We start from the raw sequence: 20,783 nt of genomic DNA on the forward strand, positions 1-20,783 counted from the left end.
TGTCCAGATCCTGCCTCCGTCTTGTGCCAAAACGCACCTTATAATCAATCATCCTGCTCGTCGCTTTCAGCAACGGTAAATGTAAATCTCTTTCTAGCCATCTCATCGCTTTCCAGATACTCATCATATGTGGTGATCTTGTCAATGAGCTTTCCATTGATGATTTCCATGATGCGGTTGGCTGTTGTCTGTACGATCTGATGGTCACGGGAGGAGAAGATCATCACACCCGGGAACTTGATCATACCACGGTTTAACGCATCAATAGACTCCATATCCAGGTGGTCTGTAGGCTCGTCAAGCATCAGTACATTTGCACCGGAAATCATCAGCTTGGACAGCATACAGCGAACCTTCTCGCCTCCAGAAAGAACCTTTACCTTCTTTACACCATCCTCGCCCGCAAAAAGCATACGGCCCAGGAAACCACGCACATATGTTACATCCTTTTCAGGAGAATACTGGGTCAGCCACTCTACGATAGTATCGTCATTTGCAAACTCAGCGGAGTTGTCCTTGGGAAAATAAGACTGGGTAGTTGTCAGACCCCACTTATAGTTTCCCTCGTCGGGTTCCATCTCACCTGCAAGAATCTTAAAGAGAACGGTCTTTGCACGCTCGTTTGGCCCTACCAGAGCAACCTTGTCCTCTCTTCCCAGAATAAAGGAAATGTCGTCAAGAATCTTCTCGCCGTCAATGGTCTTGCTTAAATGCTCTACGGTCAGAACCTCATTTCCGATCTCACGGGAGGGACGGAAGTCAATGTAAGGATACTTTCTGCTGGATGGCTTAATATCGTCCAGCTCGATCTTTTCCAGGGCGCGCTTACGGGAGGTTGCCTGCTTGGACTTGGAAGCATTTGCAGAGAAACGCTGGATGAACTCCTGCAGCTCCTTAATTTTCTCTTCCTTCTTCCGGTTGGCTTCCTTCATCTGCTTGATGATCAGCTGGCTGGACTCTACCCAGAAATCGTAGTTTCCGGCATACAGCTGAATCTTGCCATAGTCGATATCTGCAATCTGTGTGCAGACCTTATTTAAGAAATAACGGTCATGGGATACCACGATAACGGTATTTTCAAAGTTAATCAGAAACTCTTCCAGCCATGCAATGGCGTCCAGATCCAGGTGGTTGGTAGGCTCGTCCAGAAGCAGGATGTCAGGATTTCCGAATAATGCCTGTGCAAGAAGCACCTTTACCTTCTGTGCGCCCAGAAGATTTCCCATCTGGGAATAGTGGAGCTCAGGGCCGATGCCAAGGCCGTTTAACAGGCTCTCTGCATCAGACTCTGCTTCCCAGCCGTTCATGGTGGCAAACTCGCCTTCCAGCTCTGCCGCCTTGATGCCGTCCTCGTCTGTGAAGTCCTCCTTCATGTAGATGGCTTCTTTTTCCTTCATAATCTGGTACAGTCTGGCATTTCCCATGATAACCGTATCAAGCACTGTATACTCGTCATATTTGAAATGATCCTGCTGTAAGAAGGAAAGTCTCTGTCCCGGTGTAATGGCAATCTCACCGCTGGTCGGCTCTAACTGGCCGGACAGAATCTTTAAAAATGTAGACTTTCCCGCACCGTTTGCACCGATCAGTCCATAGCAGTTACCCTCGGTGAATTTGATATTCACTTCCTCAAACAATGCCTTCTTGCCTACGCGAAGGGAGATATTATTTGCACTAATCATGTCTCTTACCTTTCTTTGGAATCTTATTTTTATCGTTCCTCGTCAAAAGAGGGGTCAGAATCTGGCCCCTCTTTTTATGTTTCTCTCAATATCAGATTGTACAGGGAAAACAGGGTTTTTGCAAGGGGATTTTCGGAAAAAATAGGACATTTTGCATCTCCCTACTGTCCCTTCACAATCTCCACTGGAAAATTCATCCCCTCAGAGGTCACATACGTCACCCGGACCGGATCTCCGCTGTCCTCTGACAGCGCACCGTCCTCTATGGGGCAGTTATCCTTTAAAAAGCTCAGTTCTCTTCCGTCCGCTGTTTTCATCGCAAAGGAACTCATGGCATTAGCCGTGGTGGTTCCTTCCTCTGTGGAAATCGTCCACTCTTCCTGCTCCGGCAGGGCCACTACCAGATCCGCATCCTCCAGTTTTCCAAGCGGCTCGCCAATATAGGCAATGGCAATCTGGATATCCTCTGCAATCTCCGTCTCTACATCCCGGATATCGCTTAGGGAAATCTCATACTCTTTCCCATCATCTGCCAGAAGCGTAAAGGCAGAACCATCTTCTTTTTCCTCAATCACTGTTCCCTGAAGCATATGATAGCGCCCGGCTTCTGCTGGTTCCTCTGTCTGTGCCGGGGTTGTCTCTGTCTCAGAGGATGCCTCCGATTCTGTGGCTGTCTCTGTCTGCGGAACCGATGAAGACGGCATCTCATCCTGATTTTTGCTGCATCCCGAAGCAAGAAGAACTCCTGCCATCACTGCCACAGCTGTCATATATACCTGTTTTCTCATATTTTTACCTCCGATCTTCCGTCAAAAAACAAAATTTCCATACTTTTACCCAGATGTTACCATCCCTGTCTGAAAAATACAAGAAGTTTTCCCTTACAGTTTCTTAATATTATGCACGGAACGCGCCTATTCCTCAACAAAAACAGACAGCGCCGGAGGATGCTTTTCTCCTCAGGCACTGCCTGCCATTTATTTTCTCTATCAAATCGTTCCATATCTCCCCAGAAAGCTCTGCGTCCGCTCATTATCTGAGGAAAATACCTCCTCTGGTGTTCCCTCTTCCACGATCACCCCTCCGGCCATAAAGACGACCCTGTGGGAAATATCTCTGGCAAAGGCCATCTCATGTGTTACGATCACCATGGCAATATGGAGATCTGCCAGGGAGCGGATCACCTTCAACACCTCTCCCGTAAGCTCCGGATCGAGAGCTGAGGTAGGCTCATCAAAAAACAGGATCCTGGGCTTTAAGGCCAGGGCTCTTGCGATAGCAACCCTCTGGCACTGACCGCCGGAAAGCTGGTATGGATAGGCGTCTTCTTTATCTTCAAGTCCCATCTTTTTTAACAGCTCTCTGGCTTCTGAATAGACCTCCTCCTTATTGCGCTTCTGTACATGGATCGGCGCATCTGTGATATTTTTCATCACCGAAAAATGAGGAAACAGATTAAAATTCTGAAATACCAGACCATACTGGCTGCGGATTTCCTTTAATTCTGCAGGAGATGCATACTGAATGGAACCGGAATCATTTCCCCATACCGCCTTTTTTCCCAAATAAACCACCTCGCCCCGATCCATGGTTTCCAGCATGGTGGCACAGCGCAGGAGGGTTGATTTGCCGGAGCCTGAAGGGCCGATGATGGAAACGATCTCCCCGTCCTCCACGCTCATTGATATATCCTTTAATACCTTCAGATCGCCGAAGGACTTTTCCACATGATTTAATTCCAAAAGCTTCATTTTCCACATCCTCCTGTTTCTAACGGTAATACTCCAGCTTTTTTTCCATCCATTCCATGGTGCAGGCCACAATCAGATTGAAGATGTAATAGAAAAGGCCGGCTGCCACAAAGGGAATCATACTGGTCTGAGAGGATGCCAGCGCCTTTGCAACTGAAAACATCTCCACTACGCTTAGGGTAAACGCCAGCGACGTGTCTTTTACCAGGGTAATCACCTCATTGGTAATCGAGGGGAGGATCCGCTTGATCACCTGAGGCAGAATGATCTTAAAAAAGGTCTGGAACCGGCTGTAGCCCAGGATATAGGCCGCCTCATACTGTCCCTGAGGCATGGACTGAATGCCGCTGCGGTAAATTTCCGCAAAATAGGCGGCATAGTTAATCACAAACCCGATAAAGGTAGCCCAAAGACGGTAGCCGCTTCCTACACGGATGCCGAAAAGATAGTAAGGGCCAAAATAAACCACCATGAGCTGCAGCATCAGGGGCGTTCCCCTCATAATAGAAATGTAAACCTTAACCAGATTTCTAAGGAAACCGTTTTTCGTCATACGGCCAAAAGCCACTATGAGACCCAAAGGCAGAGAAAATACAAGCGTAACCACAAATATCTGTATGCTGGTTCCCATGCCTCCTGCTAACTGTGCAACCATCTGGGAAAGTGTCATTTTACCCATTTTAAACTACCTGCTTTCATTTTCCAATTGTCGTAATGTCCTTGCCAAACCATTTTTCAGAGATGGTCTTTAAGGTGCCGTCCGCAGCCATCTCCTCCAATGCGCCCTGGACTTTATCCTTTAACTCTGTGTTTCCCTTCTTAAAGCCGATCGCATACTCCTCTGCCGCCAGCGAATCCTCCAGTATAACAAAATCTGCGTTTCTCTGGCTGATCTGATATCCGGCCACAACTACATCCATGGCAATGGCGTCTACTGCGCCCTGCTCCAGATCCATAAAGGCTGTGTTGTAATCTGCGGTAGTAAGAAGCTGTGCAAAGGTGGCTGTCAGATCAGGAACCTCCTTTAAGGCTGCTTCCGCGGAGGAATCCACCTGACACTCCACTACCTTTCCTGCAAGGTCTGCCTGGCTTTTAATTCCGGAATCCCCTGCCACTACAAACACCTGAGAATTTTCCATGTAGGGCTCGCTCCATGTATATCCGTCCTCCCGGCCGGTCATGGTAAAGCCATTCCAGATACAGTCAATATTTCCCGACTCCAGTTCCATATCCTTTGCATCCCATGCGATAGGCTGGGGCTTATACTCCAGACCCAGGCGCTTTGCAGCCTCCTGTGCCAGCTCCAGGTCAAAGCCTGTATACTCGCCATCATCTCCCATAAATCCCATCGGCGGGAAATCCTGATCAAATCCCACGATCAGGGTACCGCCTTCTGCCTTTGTTTCTCCTTCTGCTTCAGCGGCTTTTTCTGTGGTCTCTGCTGCCTCTGTTTTTGCTTCTGTGGATTCAGCCTTTGTCTCAGCCGGTGCAGATGCGGCTCCACCGGAGCAGGCTGCCAGTGACATGGTCATTATAGATACAAGTGCGGCACATACAACTCTTTTTTTCATAATCGTTTCCTCCTCGATGGCGAGCCTTTGGCTTCCTGCTTTGAATCTCCATAAATCGTGTCGGCTCTTATTTGCTAATGTGTTATCATATTAGCATACTAAAGTGTTTTTGTAAAGGGGAAAATGAAAATTATTTCCTCTTCCGTACTTCCGAAGTTATTTTCCCGCAGCCTTTCCATGGTGGTGGAAGTGTGGTATCATGGTTTTTAGAAGAATGGAGTGAACGTAATGAAAATAGTAAGTCCTAAAACATTTATCGTTTCATTACTGCTTGGAATACTTGTTCTCTATAAAGTGTTGTCCATTGATGGCTTTACCGACATACTGTGGATTATCCTGATGGGATATTGGACCATAAGGGGAATGGAGGTTGCATTTTCACAGGAGTCGGCTGTTTTAATCTTTGCAGCGGGCTATGCAGTGTGGATTGCTCTGTATATTTCAAAGCATAAGAAAAAAGCGGTTGAAACCGGAAGTTGGGAAACTGGAAAATTAAATGCCGATAATGAACGGGCATGGAAGCTCTCAGATCTTTGTCATAATGTTATATATTTTATTGCCGCTGTGTTTCTGATCTTTTATTTTATTTTCGGGGATCCGATGATTTATATAAATAATTACAGGCTGAGGACAGCATTAGTGAAGGAATGGTAAGCCTGATATTTATGAATCACAGCAGAGTCGTTTCCAGTGTATGCAGATATCCTTCGTCTACAGGGTATTCATTAAATCTTGCTGTTAATGCTGCTTCTGATTTTGATCAATATGATAACTATTCAAGGATAGATTATGGAGATTTAATCGAGTTTGAAGTAACCCTGGAAGATGGAATTGTTAATCTGACAGCTGCTAAACCGGATATTTAGAGGGGATCCGCTGCGTATGAACCGTGGTAAAAATTTAAGGATGAGGGAATGAAATGAACGAATGGAATAAAGCTCAGGCAGGCTATTTATATGACGCCAACTATGACAGGGAAGTTGTGGAAAACAGAACGAAATGCGCTGATCTGTGCTATGAATTTAATCAGTGCAAACCATCGGATACAAAAAAACAGGCGGAAATTATAAAGAAAATAATTGGATGTATTAAAGGAGACTTTGTAATTACAGCGCCCTTTTACTGCGACTATGGGAGCAATATAACGATTGGGAATAATTTCTACACAAATCACAACTGCACAATATTGGATGGGGCTAAGGTTACCTTTGGCGATAACGTATTTATTGCTCCTAATGTTGTTTTTTCAACAGCTGGTCATGCCATAGATGCAGGGCAAAGAGCAAAGGGACTGGAAATCGCACTTCCAATTACTGTCGGTGACAATGTATGGATTGGTGCAAATGTATCTGTGCTGCCGGGAGTTTCGATCGGAAGCAATACAATAATAGGTGCTGGAAGCGTTGTTAATAAAGATATACCTGATGGAGTAATTGCCGCAGGCGTTCCCTGCAGGGTAATTCGCAGAATAACGGAGAAAGACAGACAAAAATATCCAGAGTATATAGAAATATAGCGAATTTTCTGGTTCACGGAATTGGGAATTGACTGGGCTGAAAGCTGAAATAGAAACAGGAAAGTCGAAAGTTGTAAGGTGACAGTGAAAATGAAATGTACAGTATTTTATGAGAGTTGGCAGCTGGAATGCTGTGGTAAAGCTTTTTCTATAGGTGATATAGTGAAGTGGTTCGTTTATAAAATAGAACGTGAACAGATACTTGCCCCTGTAGACCTCGGAACGATTGACTATTGTTATGAAGCTCATGATGAAAATTGGGAAAAATTATTTGTTCGAAAGGCTTTGAAAAGAAAATCGAAGATATGAGAGCAACAGGGTATATTGTTGAGTTAAATGAATGTTCAATCAGACATTCCAAACAGGAAGAAGTTACATTCAAATAGCTTCCGTTTTTGAAGCTGCCTTTTGGGTGCAGTATAGTCTGTAATATCTTAGCGTTTATTGATGTTATTATGTGGTATGATTTATAAGTAAAAAACAACAAATTGGAATTTTCACATATAAAATGGGAGTGGACAAAATGAGAATAAGTGGCATAAAGTTTAGAGAGACTTTATTAAGTCAAATGAAGGACTATCTGGATGGAAGAATCACGAAAGAAGAATATTACAATCAAGCAGAACCCTTTTATACTGAATACGCAAATACTTATGAAAATCCACTGTTTCACAAGTGCTTTATGGATAAAGTTCCAGACGCTTGTTTGCTTTATATTGATGAGCCTGGGCTTACTCCAGAAATAAAAGAATCGAGATTCCATGAAGCATTGCAGGAAGCGTATGTGACCTTGGAGAAACTGTGATGTGGCGTAGAGATTTTAATATAGTTGATTAAAATAATAAGGGACAGATGATACAAGAGGACATCATATTCCAGCTTATCAAATAATCAATCAAAGGAGGAAAACACATGCCCAAACACATTTTAGTAATCTCTACAAGCCCAAGAAAAGGCGGCAACTCAGAGACTCTTGCAAACGAATTTATCCGAGGAGCAGAGGAGTCAGGAAACCAGGTAGAAAAGATATGCTTATACGATAAAACCATCAGCTTCTGCAAAGGCTGTCTGACCTGCCTGAAAACCAGAACGTGTATCATCCATGATGATGCAGAAATCATTGCACAGAAAATGAAAACAGCAGATGTGCTGGTATTTGCCACTCCGGTTTACTATTATGAAATGAGCGGACAGATGAAGACCATGCTGGATCGTGCAAATCCGCTGTATGATTCTGATTATCAGTTCCGGGATGTTTATCTTTTGGCAGCGGCCGCGGAGGATGAGGATACCGCAGTTGAGGGAGCCGTACACGGACTTTCCGGTTGGATTGCCTGCTTCCCCAAATCCCGTCTGGCAGGAGTCGTATTCGGCGGCGGCGTTGGTGCAGTTGGTGAAATTGCAGGAAATCCAGCTCTTGAAAAGGCCTATGAAATGGGAAAAGCAGTCTGCTAGAATCTACGGAATATACATAGAAAAATGGATGCCGCAAAGTCCGGGCGGCATCCTCTTTTTCTTATATAGCGGTATTTATGCTAATCCTGATACACTACCTTTCCCTCACAGATGGTATACTTCACCTTTCCTGTCATAGACCGGCCCAAAAATGGGGTGTTGGATGCCTTTGATGCAAACTGATCTGCCGTCCATGTTTCATTTTCATCAAAAATAACAAGATCCGCAGGTGCGCCCTCGCAGATCCGGCCACAGTCCAGCTTGTATAATCTGGCCGGGTTTAAGCTCATCTTTTCCATCAGCTCCAGCAGGCTCAAATGGCCAGGCTTCACCAGTTGTTCAATTCCCAGAGAAAGGGCTGTTTCCAGTCCGATAATGCCGCTGGGAGCTTCTGTAAGGGGCTTATCCTTCTCCTCCTTACTGTGAGGCGCATGGTCTGTAGCGATCAGGTCAATGGTTCCGTCCTTTAAGCCGGCAATCAGCATCTGGCGATCCAATTCCGTACGCAGAGGAGGATTCATCTTCGCAAGAGTTCCGTGTTCCAGCACTGCTTCCTCGGTAAGCGTAAAGTGATGAGGCGTTACCTCAGCCCACACATCTGCCCCCAGCTTCTTTGCCAGACGCACCAGCTCTACGGAATAGCCAGAGCTGATATGCTGAACATCGATCCTGGCTCCTGTTTCCAGAGCGATCATACAGTCTCTTGCTACCAGGGAATCCTCTGCCAGAGAAGGGGAACCATAAATCCCAAGCTGATCGGATACAGCGCCATGGTTGATGCCGTTTTCACGGATAAATGATTTATCTTCCTCATGGAAGCTGATTACTGTATCCAGTCTGGCGGCCTCCTCCATAGCCTTAAGCACAAAGGGGCCGTCCATTAAGGGGATTCCGTCATCGGTAAAGCCGGCGGCTCCTGCAGCCAGCAGGCCCTCCATATCGGTCAGTTCTTCGCCCTTAAATCCCTTTGACACAGCGGCACAGCTGAGTACATGGATTCCTGTCTTTTTCCCCTCTTCAAGAACATAGCGCAGCGTTTCCTCATTATCAACTAACGGCTTTGTATTTGCCATACATACTACAGTAGTAAAGCCTCCTTTGGCAGCTGCAGCCGCTCCTGTATGAATATCCTCTTTATAGGTCAGGCCCGGATCTCTGAAATGGACATGAACATCCACCAGACCCGGAGCCGTCACCAGACCCGTTCCATCGATTATCTGTTCATATTCCGCTTCTGTTCTTCCTCCCAGCGTATCCGGAGGGCAGATTTCTCTGATGATTCCATCCTCAATCACAAGATCTGCTCTGCTGTCTGTCTTTCCCGCCGGATCCAGTACCCGGCTTCCCTTGATAAGTATCATATAACTGTTTCTTCCTTTCTTTTCCGCAATTTATACTATAACTGAAAGCTTTCCCCCTGACAACGAATTTCCATAATCTTTTCTGCATAGTCAGCTGCACAGGGCAGAGTCTTAAAACGCTCTGTCACGCCAAAATCTCCCCAGAAATGCATGGGAAACACAATATCAGCTCCCACCATATGCATAAAATCATCCATTCCCAGATAAAAGTCCTTTCCTTGCCGGGGATCCAGCAGCATAAAAGCCACATCAATATGATTTCCAGCTATTTTCAGAAGTTCACTGTGAAATGCTTCGCTCATTCGGAAGTTATATTCCTCCGGTTCACCCTCCCAGACCCAGTTATTCAGATCTCCTGCGTGATAAAGAACCTTTCCCTCTGCTTCAATCAGAAAGGCTACTCCCTCATCTGTAGATTTAAATGCTTTGACCGTTACAGGCACCTTTTCTCCTGTCTCCTTCTGAAAAGAAAATTCCTCTCCCGGCCCCAAAAAACTGGTCCGACACAAAAATTCCTCCGGAACTCTTTTTCTCCAGATATCGTCCGAAAGGACAAACCAGATTTTGGGATGATTCTCTGCCAGATCAAAAATTCCAGGCGAGAAATGATCTCCATGACGATGGCTGGCAAACACAATCAGCAGCTGATCTTGTCGGATTTCAGGGATCTCTCCCTCAAAATAATCAAAGAGCAACGCAATCTGCTCCATTTCCACCAGAAAACTGCTGTGGTGGATATAGGTAATCTTCATATTCTGCCTTCTCCTTTCGGATTATTTCACATAAAAACGCGGAATGTGTCTCATTACAAGCCTACCGCAACACACATTCCGCGTCAATACTTTATTACAGTTCCTTTCCGCACTCCGTACACATGCCGGCTACTGCCGCCATAGCTACCTCATCCTTCTTTACCATTTCATAAAGCCGGTAACCGCCGCTTAAATTCCAGGTCTTAAACCCAGCCTGATCCAGAATTCTCTGGGCCAGATAACCTCTTAAGCCGATCTGGCAGGTGATATATATATCCTTTTCCCGATCAAGCTCACCCATGCGTTCTCTTAAGGAATCCAGAGGAATATTGATAAACCCTGGTATCATACCTCTCTGGCACTCTTCCGGGGTACGCACATCCAGGCGCACTGCATCTTCCGGGATCCGATCCAGATCTTCCACATAGAACGGTTTCATAAGGCTCTCTATTACGTTTCCAATTACATATCCAGCCATATTTACCGGATCCTTTGCTGATGAAAATGGCGGAGCATACGCTAACTCCATCTCCTGCAGATCAAAGCCTGTAAGGCCAAAGCGAACTGCATTTGCCATATCATCAATACGTTTGTCTACACCCTTTCCGCCTACAATCTGTGCACCCAGAATACGGCCTGTATCCGGCTCAAACAAGGTCTTTACTGTCATCATCTCACCGCCGGGATAATATCCAGCCTGAGAAGCAGAGGTGGTGATTACCTTACAGAAAGCACGTCCCTGAGCCTGCAGGCTTTCTTCCTTTTCACCTGTCACAGCCACCGTAAGACCGAAAAATTTCATGATGGAGGTACCCTGACTGCCCTTATAAGCCGTTTTTCTTCCACAGAGATTATCTCCAACAATACGCCCCTGCTTATTGGCCGGGGAAGCCAGAGGAATCAGGACCTGTTTTCCGCTTACGATATGACGTACACTGGCTGCATCACCCAGAGCATAGACATCAGGCGCACTGGTTTCCATGTAGGAATTTACCAGGATTTCCCCTCTGGCTCCCAATTCAATTCCGCTGTCCTTTAAAAATCCGGTATCAGGACGTACTCCTATACTTAAGATAACCATATCAGCCGGGATTTTCCTTCCGTCCTTTAAGATTACTCCATCCTTGTCCATAGCAGTACAGGTCTGGCCCAGATAGAGGTCAATTCCCTGCGCGCGGATATAATTATGCACCTGATGAGCCATATCCATATCAATGGGGGGCATCACATGAGAAGCACCCTCTACAACTGTTACATGCACACCTCGTTCTGCAAGATTTTCTGCCATTTCCAGACCGATAAAGCCTGCTCCGATCACCGCACAGCTTCTGGGCGCAGTTTCCTTTATGTGGTCGTAGATACGATAGGTATCGGGAATATTTCTCAGGGTAAATACCTTATTTTCCTCGATTCCGGGAATTGCAGGACGGATGGGAGCTGCACCGGGAGACAGCACCAGACGGTCATAGCTTTCCTTATAGGTTTCCTCCCCATGACGTACTGTTACCGTCTTACCTACTGTATCTACCGCTGTAACCTCACTCTCTGTCCTCACGTCCACATTAAATCTCTGATGAAAACGCTCCGGTGTCTGCAGCTGCAAAGCCCCCTTATCTGTGATCACTCCTCCAACATAGTAAGGAAGGCCACAGTTTGCATAGGAAATATACTGCCCCCGTTCAAACATGATAATCTGTGCGTTTTCATCATTTCTGCGAAGTCTGGCTGCTGTGCCTGCTCCTCCTGCCACGCCTCCTACGATCAATACCTTCATATAGAATACCTCCTTTTTTATTTTTTCTCCAAAAGCCGTCTCACGTCTGCCTCCTGTTCATCAAACAACAGTTCTTTATTATAATGGTAATACCGTTCGCACTCATATTCCTTTAAAAACTCTATGCTGCAAGAACCTGTATTTAATGAGGTAATAAAAATAACCATCTCCTGACCATTTCCAAAGGCCGTTTCCATAAAGTCAAATGCGTGTTCCAATGCTTTCGCGCAGGCCTCCTTCTGATTCTCATAGCTGTCGCTGCACTCCATAAACTGCTCTCTGGTCCACTGCCAGGCCGCTTCTGCCTCATTTAAAGAAGCTCCCTTCATCTCCTGAACCCAGCTTTCTAACCGGGCAGCCACTCTGCGGTACCGCCTGTCCTCTCTCCGGTCTGACAGCCCGCTGTCCTTTCTGTGGATTCTGGTAAGCTCTGTCTCTTCCGCCACACTGGCCAGACGCACAGCCGGGACTACATCCTGAGAACAATCCAACTCCCGTTTAAATTCCTTTAAACGGGCCATCAAAAGTTCCATTTCCGCCTTATTTTCATAAAGCTCCCGGAAACCGTCCGTCAGCTTTGCAAGGAGCAGATCCACAACGCTGAGGCGCTCATCAAAAGGCGCCCGCTCCAGCCTTGTACATACCTCTTCCCGGATCACTCCTTTTAAGATTTCCTCTACCTGATACTCATTCTGATATTTATAATACAGTTCCAGGTAATTGGCAAAATCCTTTGCAACCGCCGGATGCTGGAGATACTGCCCTGCCACTTCCCGGTCTGCCCTTTTATCCAGATTTTCATAGACTGTAATGAGCTGGGACAGATCTTCCCAGCCTCTGGGCGTAACAAACCGCTTTCCATCCACGGTGGTCTCTACCTGGCAGAAATACTGGGGACGGATGTCCAGATAGGATAAAACGGCCGGATGGATATTCTGCGCATAGGCATATTCCTTCCATACCTTCAGATCCGGCTCTACGGTAATTTTTTTGATTCGATCCAGTGTTACCACGTCAAATTCCCGGACAGATTTATTGTACTCCGGCGGGTTTCCCGCTGCCACGATGATCCATCCCTCCGGTATCTTATGGGTTCCGAAGGTTTTGCACTGAAGAAACTGCAGCATGGCAGGAGCCAATGTCTCCGATACGCAGTTGATCTCGTCGATAAAAAGGATCCCTTCCTTAAGCCCTGTATCGCGGATCCTGTCATACACCGAAGCCACAATTTCGCTCATTGTGTACTCCGTCACCGCATATTCCTTTCCTCCGTAAACCTTATGTTCAATAAACGGAAGACCCACGGCGCTCTGCCTTGTATGGTGGGTAATGGTATAGGCAACCAGACCCAAACCGCATTCTCTGGCAATCTGCTCCATGATCTGGGTTTTTCCCACTCCCGGCGGGCCGATCAAAAGCACCGGCCGCTGGCGGATGGAGGGGATCACATATTCTCCGCAGTCATCCTTTAAAAGATAGGCTGCTGCGGTATCCTTTATCTCTTCCTTGGCTCGTTTAATATTCACTCTCTGTCCTTCTTTCTCTTCGAATCTCCCCCCGAAATCTCCATAAGCTGCTCCTCCTCCAGAACCACCTTCATCGCCCAGTCAGGCACTGATTCATCGGAATATAAATGTTCAATAAATACAAAGGCAGCATCATAAACCGGAGCCTGAACCGGATAGATTCCTTTTCCATCCGTAAAGTAGATCAGTCCCCGAAGCCTGTCTACCTCTCTTTTAGCCCGAAGCTCATTTACATATTCAAAGGCCGGGCGGAAATCTGTTCCTCCAAAGCCAGTAATCTGAAAATGCTCCATATAAGCCTTTAGATCCTCTGCACATTCAATCAGCACATCCGACTGCACCTTATCGTCACACTGCAAAATATGAATCCGTATCTTTCTGAAATAAGTATCTGACTCAGAAAGCACATCATATGTCTCCTCTAAAAACCTCTGAACCAGTTCCCCGGAACAGGACATACTGGTGTCAATAACAATCACAAAATCCTCAATCCGAAATACCTCTTTTGTTTCCAGAGGCTCGATCAAAGGCATATTTCCATAAAGGGACATTCCATAGGAATAAAAAACCGGATCAAAAGAGTCCGGATCCACCTCAATTTCCTCTTTAAGCACAGAAAAACGCCGGAGAAACTGACGGTAATCGTACCGCTCCCTGTTTTCTGCCCGAAGCATATCCTGAAGGCTTTCATTTTCCTGTGATTCATCCTGAGAACCCATAGTTTCCATCTGAGTCTGCATTTTTTCCCGTTTATCATTCCACTGGTTCTGGCGTGTAATGGCCTGACGGGAATTTTCATCCTGTTCCCAGAGATCATGGTCGTCCACCTTAAATTCTGCCTGAAGCTGTCCCAGTCTCCGTTCAGAAAGCTCCATCCGGCTTAAGACCCGGTAAATGCGCTCTGCCGTAAGAACCTTGCTGCCGGTTCTTCCCTGTTTGGGAATACCGTCTCTGCCATCCAGCCTTTCTGTCTGAATTTTGTTTTTCTCCTCCGGCTCCTCCATCTGCCGTTTCAGGCGCAGGTAGGTTTCGCGGCGAAGAGGGCTTTGAGGCACATGGACGCATTTCTGGTACAGGCCGTCGATCACCGCTTCCATCGCAATATCGCAGGCCAGATCCCACAGGTCCTTCTTTCGCCCCTTTCTTGTATACATATGGCAGAACAGGCAGTGAAACACCATATGCAGATAGGCACGGTTGACGCATACACGGCCCTTTTTATAGAGGTTTAAAAGAAATTCCGGATCATAAAAGATCACCGCCCCATCTATGGATATACCATTCCGGCCCCAATCTGCCTCAAACCCCAAGCTGCTTAAGGACACATCCAGAAAGTGCATATTTACATACAGCTCGCTTCTGGCCTGATACAAGATCCGGGTACAGATTCCAACCGTATCCAGTTCCTGAAGCTGTCTCTCTCTTACGGGATCAATCATAAAGAACCTTCTCCATCAGACGCTCCGGCCTCCATCTGCGACGCCTGGGCCTGCTCTGTCATCAGCCGGTGCTCTTCCTTAAGTTCCTCATACAGCTTATAAAAGCTCCATCCGCAGTTGTGCTCCGTCACAATGGCTTTTAAAGCGATCTTAGGCACCCCGGCTTTTCTTAACTGGTATAACAGGGTGTCGATCCGGCTGCTGGTAAAATCCTTCATCACCAGCATCTGTTCCGGGATCACAGGAAGAGGCTCATCCACGTTCTTTCGCTCCTGAAAGCCCGGCATGCCGGCCAGACAGCCTATGGTTTCCATGACCTGTTCCGGTTTTACATTGCGGATTTTCACACCCATACGCACCAGAACGCTCTTCATCATCATTTCATGCTTTTTCATTCCGGGATCATTCGTCCCATAATATAATACAAGCTCCACTGTCTTTCTCCTTTCCTGAGTTTCCTCATTTTACGCTGTGCTCTGGCAGTTGGTGTACAGGGCGACTTTGGAGGTCATTAGAAAATCTTAGAGGATTAAATTTTTCGTTAAGAGTCATATCAAACCTGTTTGAGCGCAGCGAGTTTTTGATATGGCTCTTGTTTTTAGAAAAATTTCAGCCTCTTAGTTTTTCTTATGACCGGAAACCGGAGCCCGGAACACCAGACTCCAGAGCACGGTGTAAAATGAGGAAACTCAAACCTTCGATTTATTTAAACAGCTCCTCACTGTCCATCATCAGCGTAAAGGGACCGTCATTTAAAAGCTCCACCTTCATATCAGCGCCAAACTGCCCTTTTTCCACCACGTCCGCCTGTTCCCGGCACCGGGCCAGAAAGTGCTCGTAGAGCTTTTCCGCCATCTGAGGTGCTCCTGCCTTTACAAAGCTGGGGCGGTTGCCCTTGCGGCAGTCTGCATAAAGGGTAAACTGGCTGATTACAAGAAGCTCTCCTCCCACATCCGCCAGACTTAAATTGGTTTTTCCATTCTCATCCTCAAAAATACGCAGGCGGCAGATTTTGTCTGCCATCTTTTCCGTCAGCTCTCTGGTATCCCCATCAGCCACGCCCAGAAGAATCAGAAGGCCTTTTCCAATTCTTCCCAAAAGTTCTCCGTCTACTGTAACACTTGCCTGGGTCACTCTCTGAACAACTGCTCTCATTTTCTCTCGTCCTCCTGTGTGTGATACATTCTCATCCTCTCCTGCACTTCTCCCGCGTTTTGCAAAGCACCGGAAAAAGAAAGAGCCAGCCGGTTCCATAAGGCCGCCGGCTGGCGCAGGTTTTATTTTTCTCCCGGAGCTCCGGGCTATTCTTCCTGCTGGTTTTTCGCAAAGGCTATGATGGCCTCATTTAACGAAAACATCTTTTTATCCAGCATATCTACCATATCCGCACAGTCTTTTAATTCCATCAGAAGGTTCTCCGGAGCGTTTCCTTCAAATTTGTAAGCAATTTTGTGCTCTAAACTGGCCCAGAAATCCATGGCAACGGAGCGGATCTGGATCTCCACTTTTGTTTCCACGGCTCCGTCTGAAAGGTAAACCGGCACAGTTACCACCATATGGTAGCTCTTATATCCGTTGGGCTTTGGATATTTGATATAGTCCTTTACATGAAGAACTGTAACATCCCTCTGCCCCGAAATAATCTGAGCGATCTGATAAATATCAGATGTAAAGGAGCAGATAATGCGGATACCCGCAATATCGCTCAAATACTCCTGCATATTTTCAATGCTTACCTCACGCCCGTCCTTTTTCAGTTTATTTACAATACTGTCCGCTGTCTTCAGCCTTGATTTAATATGCTCAATCGGATTGTAATCATACCTGTTTATGAACTCATTATTTAGGATTTCAATCTTTGTATTCATCTTTTTTAAGGCTGAATCATAGAGAAACATCACAGAACGCCACTGGTCGATCTGTTCGTTCGTTTTGGGGATATTGATCATTCCTATCCCTTCCTCTCCTACAGCTTCAGTCCCTTTAACAGATCCCCCAGGCCTGTGGTGGCTGAAGCGGTCTCTTTATAGTTGAAGGTTTCATGCTCTTCACGCGCAGTCTCCTGCTCGGCCAGAACCTTCATGCTCAGGCTGATCTTTCCGTCTGCAATGGAAAGGATCTTTACCTTTACGGTCTGTCCTTCCTTGAGAACAGCTCCCGGATGCTTGATGCGCTGGGTACTGATCTGGGAAATATGCACAAGTCCGTCTACGCCCTCTGCCAGCTTCACAAAAGCGCCGTAATCCTTTAAGCTGTCTACGGTGCCCTCTACTACATCACCCGGCTTAAACTGAGCCAGACGCTCTTTGCGGGCCTCTTCCCTCTTCTGGCGTTCCACCTGACGGCCAGACAGAACCAGTCTCTTCTTTTCCGGATCTACTGTAATGATCACAGCCTCCACATGCTTGCCCTGCCAGTCCTCCAGCTTTTCTACATAATCCGCTGACAGCTGAGACGCCGGGATAAATGCTCTTACCTCATCTACAAAGGCAACAACCCCGCCCTTTACAGCCTCGGAAATCTTTACCTTGAGAACGGTCTTATCCTCCATCATCTGAGCAAACTCAGCCCACTTCTGTCCTTCAGCGCTGTCGTCTTCCGGCATATCTCTTCTCTGATCCAGAGCCGCATAGGAAGCCTCCAGTTCAGCCGCATAATCCTCCATGGTTTCAACAGGCTCCTCTGCCTTAACCTCTGTCTCCAATTCCTTATTCATGTCTTCGCTCATGTTCTTCTCCTCACCTTCCGCTTTTCATTCCCTGTCTCAGTCTGTTTTGATCCTTTCAGACTGTCTGGATATTCAGCTTTTTACATTATATCAGCAAACCACCTGATATTTCTATACTTTTTCAGAAAAATTATTCCTGTTTTTTATTTTTGCTGTTTTTTCCTTTGTACCGGAAAGTTTCCTGTGCTATATTTTAGGAAGAACACTTGCATTTATTTCATAAGGAGGATATTTTCATGATCGATCTTTTAGATCTTCATACACATACCATCGCCAGCGGCCATGCCTACAACACGCTTTATGAAATGGCCCAGTCCGCTGCCGAAAAAGGACTAGCCCTTTACGGCTGTTCCGAACACGCTCCCGCTATGCCCGGAAGCTGCCACAAATTCTATTTCAGTAATTTTGACGTGATCCCCAGAGTGATCCGTGGAATCCCGGTTTTAATGGGAACCGAGCTGAACATTCTTGATCATACAGGACGAGTAGACTTAGAGGATCATTACCTGCAAAAAATAGATTACGCGATTGCCAGCCTCCACACCCCCTGTATCGACAATCACGGCACTGTATCCGACTATACAAATGCCTATCTGGGCGTCATGGAGAACCCTCTGATCCACATCATCGGCCATCCCGATGATTCCCGCCTGCCTGCCGACTGGACCGCAGTAGCTGCTGCGGCTGCAAAGCATCATAAACTCCTGGAACTCAACAGCCACTCTCTTGCTCCCAACTCTTCCAGAAAAGGTGCCAGAGAAAATTATGAACAGCTGCTGACTGCCTGTATGCGCTATGGGACCTCTATCATTATAGACAGCGACGCACACTGTGAAAATGATGTGGGAAACCACGAAATGGCCCACAGGCTTTTAGCTGATCTCCATTTTCCCGAGGAACTGGTAGTAAATACCTCTCTCTCAAAAGCCGCAGCCTTTATCCCGTCTCTGGACCGGCTTTTAAAGGAAGAACCGGAGCTTTTTTATAACGCATTATCTCATCCTCAGGGAGGAAACAACCGAACATGATCAACTTTTTAAATCTGGAATACTTTCTGGCAGCTGCCGAAGAGCTGAATTTTACGCGGGCCGCCAAACGGCTCTATATTTCCCAGCAGTCCTTAAGCAATCACATTTCCAATATGGAAAAGGAATTTGACGTTGTCCTTTTTAACCGCACTTCCCCGCTGACTTTGACCTATGCGGGGCAGGCCCTAAAGGTTCGGGCCAGAGAACTTTTGGATTTAAAGGATGAAACCTACCGGGAAATCGCTGATATCAAGGATTTCTCCACCGGCCAGCTTTCCATCGGCGTTTCGCACACAAGAGGCCGTTTTATCCTGCCGGAAATCCTTCCTACCTACCAGTCTGAATTTCCGGGCATCGAACTTCATCTGATCGAAGGCAATTCAAGCGAACTGGCAAATGACCTCCTCCATGGAACCATCGACCTGATGATCGATCTGCTTCCCTTTACGGCAGAAAATGTAGACACCGTACCCATCTGCCAGGAGGAGATCCTTCTGGTGGTTCCGGATGAAGTCCTGAAAAAAGCCCATCCCGATGGGTGGGATGAGCTTCGCAAAAAGATGGAGCAGGGCGCCGATGTACGTCTCCTTGAAAACTGCCCCTTTGTACTTTTAAATAAGGGAAATCGGGTGCGCACCATTGCAGATGAAATTTTTGAAGATGCTCAGGTAACTCCCCATATCGCTCTGGAGACGGAAAACATAGAAACGGCACTTGCACTCAGCGTCAAGGGAATGGGGATCACCTTTTATCCCCGGATGTTCATGTCCCCGGATCATGCCGCAAATACCAACAAAAATCCCCTGACCCATCAGACGGGGCTGAATCTCTATCCATTAAACTACTCCCGGGCCCACGGCACTCTGGGGCTGGGCTACCACAAGGGACACTATATGTCCAGGGCAACCCATGAGTTTATCAGGATTGCGTTGGAGAGGATTCCTTACAAGAATGACTGAAGCTGATGTTTTTATCTGTTTTGCCTTGACATCAAAAGCAGAACTCCTTATAATATAAACAGTAATTATTATCATTATTATATTAGAAGGAGACGCCTATGAAAGTTTTAAAGTATAGCCGTCAGAGGGAAGCCATCAAAGCCAGCTTGATGAACCGGTGCGATCATCCAACGGCAGACGCCCTATACGCCAGCATTCGGGAGGAATTTCCCAATATCAGCCTGGGAACCGTTTATCGGAACTTAAATCTGCTGGTGGAGACGGGCGAGATCCGTAAATTAAGCTGCGGAAGCGGAGCAGACCACTATGACGGCGATGTATCGCCCCACTACCATTTTGTATGCAGAGAATGCGGCCATGTCTATGATATGGATATTCAGGAAATGGATGAATTAAATGCAGCAGTCCAGAGCCATGCGCCGGGACATATTGATTCTCATTCCATTCTGTTTTTTGGCCAGTGCCAGTCCTGTATGGATATGGAAAATCCAAAAAAAGATCAAAAAACTATTGACAAAACAGCATAAATCATTTATATTGATATCAGTAATCATTACTATTATTGATTCGCAATGTTAACAGGGTTCCGGGGCATCCCCGGTTCCCACACACTATATAATAAAGGAGATCAAGACTATGAAGAAATGGGTTTGTACAGTTTGTGGTTACGTTTATGAGGGTGAGCAGGCTCCTGAGAAATGTCCTCAGTGCGGCGTTCCTGCTTCCAAGTTCAAGGAGCAGGCTGCTGATCAGATGGCTTGGGCTTGCGAGCATGAGGTTGGCGTTGCTCAGGGTTCCCCTGAGGATATCATGGCTGACTTAAGAGCTAACTTTGAGGGTGAGTGCTCTGAGGTTGGTATGTACCTGGCTATGTCCAGAGTCGCTCACAGAGAGGGCTATCCTGAGATTGGCCTGTACTGGGAGAAGGCTGCTCTGGAAGAGGCTGAGCATGCTGCTAAGTTTGCTGAACTCTTAGGCGAGGTTGTTACAAGCTCCACCAAGAAGAACCTGGAGATGAGAGTTGCTGCTGAGAACGGCGCTACTGCCGGCAAGTTCGATCTGGCTAAGAGAGCTAAGGCTGCTAACCTGGATGCAATCCATGACACTGTTCATGAGATGGCTAAGGATGAGGCTAGACACGGCAGAGCATTTGAGGGTCTGTTAAAGAGATACTTTGGCTAATTAAAATTCGATAAACCTGATATCTGAGAGGGAAAGGATTCGTCTTTTCCCTCTTTCTT

General features: G+C 46.6%; 23 protein-coding genes. 9 read left to right on the forward strand and 14 right to left on the reverse strand.

The annotated features are described in order from the left end of the window. Window positions 1–44: 44 nt before the first annotated feature. From BN3656_RS05130 to BN3656_RS05150, 5 genes are all read right to left on the reverse strand, one after another. Entirely contained in the window at window positions 45–1,682 is a 1,638-nt protein-coding gene (locus BN3656_RS05130) for an ATP-binding cassette domain-containing protein (protein ID WP_066544854.1), read from the reverse strand. Window positions 1,683–1,843: 161 nt separating this feature from the next. After that, complete coding sequence (locus BN3656_RS05135; protein ID WP_066544855.1) at window positions 1,844–2,470, reverse strand: hypothetical protein; 627 nt, start codon at window positions 2,468–2,470, stop codon at window positions 1,844–1,846. Window positions 2,471–2,671: 201 nt separating this feature from the next. Then, the gene (locus BN3656_RS05140) at window positions 2,672–3,433 is read right to left on the reverse strand and encodes an amino acid ABC transporter ATP-binding protein (RefSeq protein ID WP_066544856.1); all 762 of its coding nucleotides are present in this window, start codon (window positions 3,431–3,433) and stop codon (window positions 2,672–2,674) included. A 19-nt stretch (window positions 3,434–3,452) separates the two neighbouring features. Then, window positions 3,453–4,112, reverse strand: a complete 660-nt coding sequence (locus tag BN3656_RS05145; protein ID WP_066544862.1) for an amino acid ABC transporter permease — start codon at window positions 4,110–4,112, stop codon at window positions 3,453–3,455. Between the two features lie 16 nt (window positions 4,113–4,128). Beyond that, the gene (locus BN3656_RS05150) at window positions 4,129–5,004 is read right to left on the reverse strand and encodes an amino acid ABC transporter substrate-binding protein (protein ID WP_066544868.1); all 876 of its coding nucleotides are present in this window, start codon (window positions 5,002–5,004) and stop codon (window positions 4,129–4,131) included. Window positions 5,005–5,232: 228 nt separating this feature from the next. Here BN3656_RS05150 and BN3656_RS05155 point away from each other — a divergent pair, with 228 nt between their 5' ends. From BN3656_RS05155 to BN3656_RS05180, 5 genes are all read left to right on the forward strand, one after another. Next, complete coding sequence (locus BN3656_RS05155) at window positions 5,233–5,658, forward strand: hypothetical protein (protein ID WP_066544869.1); 426 nt, start codon at window positions 5,233–5,235, stop codon at window positions 5,656–5,658. A gap of 265 nt (window positions 5,659–5,923) precedes the next feature. Next, window positions 5,924–6,520 carry a sugar O-acetyltransferase gene (locus BN3656_RS05165; protein WP_066544873.1) on the forward strand — a complete coding sequence of 199 codons (597 nt, stop codon included), beginning with the start codon at window positions 5,924–5,926 and terminating at the stop codon, window positions 6,518–6,520. A 90-nt stretch (window positions 6,521–6,610) separates the two neighbouring features. Then, the gene (locus BN3656_RS05170) at window positions 6,611–6,829 is read left to right on the forward strand and encodes a DUF6578 domain-containing protein (RefSeq protein ID WP_066544879.1); all 219 of its coding nucleotides are present in this window, start codon (window positions 6,611–6,613) and stop codon (window positions 6,827–6,829) included. A gap of 214 nt (window positions 6,830–7,043) precedes the next feature. After that, a complete protein-coding gene (locus BN3656_RS05175) occupies window positions 7,044–7,325 on the forward strand; it encodes a hypothetical protein (protein ID WP_066544881.1) in 282 nt (93 codons plus the stop codon). 107 nt (window positions 7,326–7,432) lie between these two features. Beyond that, the gene (locus BN3656_RS05180) at window positions 7,433–7,975 is read left to right on the forward strand and encodes a flavodoxin family protein (RefSeq protein WP_066544882.1); all 543 of its coding nucleotides are present in this window, start codon (window positions 7,433–7,435) and stop codon (window positions 7,973–7,975) included. 80 nt (window positions 7,976–8,055) lie between these two features. Here the strand turns inward: BN3656_RS05180 and BN3656_RS05185 are convergent, their stop codons facing one another. The 9 genes from BN3656_RS05185 to BN3656_RS05225 form a co-directional block, all read right to left on the reverse strand. After that, window positions 8,056–9,336 (reverse strand): dihydroorotase, encoded by a 1,281-nt coding sequence (locus BN3656_RS05185; protein ID WP_081422855.1) that lies wholly within the window; start codon window positions 9,334–9,336, stop codon window positions 8,056–8,058. 35 nt (window positions 9,337–9,371) lie between these two features. Continuing rightward, window positions 9,372–10,088, reverse strand: coding sequence for an MBL fold metallo-hydrolase (locus BN3656_RS05190; protein WP_066544883.1), 717 nt, complete (start codon window positions 10,086–10,088; stop codon window positions 9,372–9,374). A 94-nt stretch (window positions 10,089–10,182) separates the two neighbouring features. Next, a complete protein-coding gene (locus BN3656_RS05195) occupies window positions 10,183–11,862 on the reverse strand; it encodes an FAD-dependent oxidoreductase (protein WP_066544889.1) in 1,680 nt (559 codons plus the stop codon). 17 nt (window positions 11,863–11,879) lie between these two features. Beyond that, window positions 11,880–13,388 (reverse strand): AAA family ATPase, encoded by a 1,509-nt coding sequence (locus BN3656_RS05200; RefSeq protein WP_066544891.1) that lies wholly within the window; start codon window positions 13,386–13,388, stop codon window positions 11,880–11,882. Next, entirely contained in the window at window positions 13,385–14,827 is a 1,443-nt protein-coding gene (locus BN3656_RS05205) for a VWA-like domain-containing protein (RefSeq protein ID WP_066544893.1), read from the reverse strand. Before BN3656_RS05205 ends, BN3656_RS05200 begins: the two co-directional genes overlap by 4 nt. Next, window positions 14,824–15,261: a DUF3783 domain-containing protein gene (locus BN3656_RS05210; RefSeq protein ID WP_331467873.1), complete on the reverse strand. Its 438-nt coding sequence runs from the start codon at window positions 15,259–15,261 to the stop codon at window positions 14,824–14,826. Before BN3656_RS05210 ends, BN3656_RS05205 begins: the two co-directional genes overlap by 4 nt. A gap of 268 nt (window positions 15,262–15,529) precedes the next feature. Beyond that, window positions 15,530–15,982 carry a D-aminoacyl-tRNA deacylase gene (dtd, locus tag BN3656_RS05215; RefSeq protein ID WP_066545309.1) on the reverse strand — a complete coding sequence of 151 codons (453 nt, stop codon included), beginning with the start codon at window positions 15,980–15,982 and terminating at the stop codon, window positions 15,530–15,532. Window positions 15,983–16,128: 146 nt separating this feature from the next. Continuing rightward, on the reverse strand, window positions 16,129–16,776 hold the full coding sequence (locus BN3656_RS05220; protein WP_066544897.1) for a GTP pyrophosphokinase family protein: 648 nt from the start codon (window positions 16,774–16,776) through the stop codon (window positions 16,129–16,131). Window positions 16,777–16,793: 17 nt separating this feature from the next. Next, entirely contained in the window at window positions 16,794–17,555 is a 762-nt protein-coding gene (locus tag BN3656_RS05225; RefSeq protein WP_066544902.1) for a S1 RNA-binding domain-containing protein, read from the reverse strand. Window positions 17,556–17,791: 236 nt separating this feature from the next. Here BN3656_RS05225 and BN3656_RS05230 point away from each other — a divergent pair, with 236 nt between their 5' ends. The 4 genes from BN3656_RS05230 (at window position 17,792) to BN3656_RS05245 (ending at window position 20,724) form a co-directional block, all read left to right on the forward strand. Next, window positions 17,792–18,583, forward strand: coding sequence for a phosphatase (locus tag BN3656_RS05230; RefSeq protein ID WP_143331326.1), 792 nt, complete (start codon window positions 17,792–17,794; stop codon window positions 18,581–18,583). After that, window positions 18,580–19,542 (forward strand): LysR family transcriptional regulator, encoded by a 963-nt coding sequence (locus tag BN3656_RS05235; protein WP_066544903.1) that lies wholly within the window; start codon window positions 18,580–18,582, stop codon window positions 19,540–19,542. Before BN3656_RS05230 ends, BN3656_RS05235 begins: the two co-directional genes overlap by 4 nt. A 98-nt stretch (window positions 19,543–19,640) precedes the next feature. Continuing rightward, complete coding sequence (locus tag BN3656_RS05240) at window positions 19,641–20,069, forward strand: transcriptional repressor (protein WP_066544904.1); 429 nt, start codon at window positions 19,641–19,643, stop codon at window positions 20,067–20,069. 109 nt (window positions 20,070–20,178) lie between these two features. Further along, window positions 20,179–20,724, forward strand: coding sequence for an NADH peroxidase (locus BN3656_RS05245; protein ID WP_066544905.1), 546 nt, complete (start codon window positions 20,179–20,181; stop codon window positions 20,722–20,724). Window positions 20,725–20,783 lie beyond the last annotated feature (59 nt).

This window comes from Clostridium sp. AT4 (assembly GCF_001517625.2).
Classification (GTDB): domain Bacteria; phylum Bacillota; class Clostridia; order Lachnospirales; family Lachnospiraceae; genus Enterocloster.

What these genes read in the sequence shown, in the direction of transcription:
- BN3656_RS05130 (WP_066544854.1), bottom strand. Translation starts at nt 1,682, where the DNA reads ATGATTAGTGCAAATAATATCTCCCTTCGCGTAGGCAAGAAGGCATTG.
- BN3656_RS05135 (WP_066544855.1), bottom strand. Translation starts at nt 2,470, where the DNA reads ATGAGAAAACAGGTATATATGACAGCTGTGGCAGTGATGGCAGGAGTT.
- BN3656_RS05140 (WP_066544856.1), bottom strand. Translation starts at nt 3,433, where the DNA reads ATGAAGCTTTTGGAATTAAATCATGTGGAAAAGTCCTTCGGCGATCTG.
- BN3656_RS05145 (WP_066544862.1), bottom strand. Translation starts at nt 4,112, where the DNA reads ATGGGTAAAATGACACTTTCCCAGATGGTTGCACAGTTAGCAGGAGGC.
- BN3656_RS05150 (WP_066544868.1), bottom strand. Translation starts at nt 5,004, where the DNA reads ATGAAAAAAAGAGTTGTATGTGCCGCACTTGTATCTATAATGACCATG.
- BN3656_RS05155 (WP_066544869.1), top strand. Translation starts at nt 5,233, where the DNA reads ATGAAAATAGTAAGTCCTAAAACATTTATCGTTTCATTACTGCTTGGA.
- BN3656_RS05165 (WP_066544873.1), top strand. Translation starts at nt 5,924, where the DNA reads ATGAACGAATGGAATAAAGCTCAGGCAGGCTATTTATATGACGCCAAC.
- BN3656_RS05170 (WP_066544879.1), top strand. Translation starts at nt 6,611, where the DNA reads ATGAAATGTACAGTATTTTATGAGAGTTGGCAGCTGGAATGCTGTGGT.
- BN3656_RS05175 (WP_066544881.1), top strand. Translation starts at nt 7,044, where the DNA reads ATGAGAATAAGTGGCATAAAGTTTAGAGAGACTTTATTAAGTCAAATG.
- BN3656_RS05180 (WP_066544882.1), top strand. Translation starts at nt 7,433, where the DNA reads ATGCCCAAACACATTTTAGTAATCTCTACAAGCCCAAGAAAAGGCGGC.
- BN3656_RS05185 (WP_081422855.1), bottom strand. Translation starts at nt 9,336, where the DNA reads ATGATACTTATCAAGGGAAGCCGGGTACTGGATCCGGCGGGAAAGACA.
- BN3656_RS05190 (WP_066544883.1), bottom strand. Translation starts at nt 10,088, where the DNA reads ATGAAGATTACCTATATCCACCACAGCAGTTTTCTGGTGGAAATGGAG.
- BN3656_RS05195 (WP_066544889.1), bottom strand. Translation starts at nt 11,862, where the DNA reads ATGAAGGTATTGATCGTAGGAGGCGTGGCAGGAGGAGCAGGCACAGCA.
- BN3656_RS05205 (WP_066544893.1), bottom strand. Translation starts at nt 14,827, where the DNA reads ATGATTGATCCCGTAAGAGAGAGACAGCTTCAGGAACTGGATACGGTT.
- dtd (WP_066545309.1), bottom strand. Translation starts at nt 15,982, where the DNA reads ATGAGAGCAGTTGTTCAGAGAGTGACCCAGGCAAGTGTTACAGTAGAC.
- BN3656_RS05220 (WP_066544897.1), bottom strand. Translation starts at nt 16,776, where the DNA reads ATGATCAATATCCCCAAAACGAACGAACAGATCGACCAGTGGCGTTCT.
- BN3656_RS05225 (WP_066544902.1), bottom strand. Translation starts at nt 17,555, where the DNA reads ATGAGCGAAGACATGAATAAGGAATTGGAGACAGAGGTTAAGGCAGAG.
- BN3656_RS05230 (WP_143331326.1), top strand. Translation starts at nt 17,792, where the DNA reads ATGATCGATCTTTTAGATCTTCATACACATACCATCGCCAGCGGCCAT.
- BN3656_RS05235 (WP_066544903.1), top strand. Translation starts at nt 18,580, where the DNA reads ATGATCAACTTTTTAAATCTGGAATACTTTCTGGCAGCTGCCGAAGAG.
- BN3656_RS05240 (WP_066544904.1), top strand. Translation starts at nt 19,641, where the DNA reads ATGAAAGTTTTAAAGTATAGCCGTCAGAGGGAAGCCATCAAAGCCAGC.
- BN3656_RS05245 (WP_066544905.1), top strand. Translation starts at nt 20,179, where the DNA reads ATGAAGAAATGGGTTTGTACAGTTTGTGGTTACGTTTATGAGGGTGAG.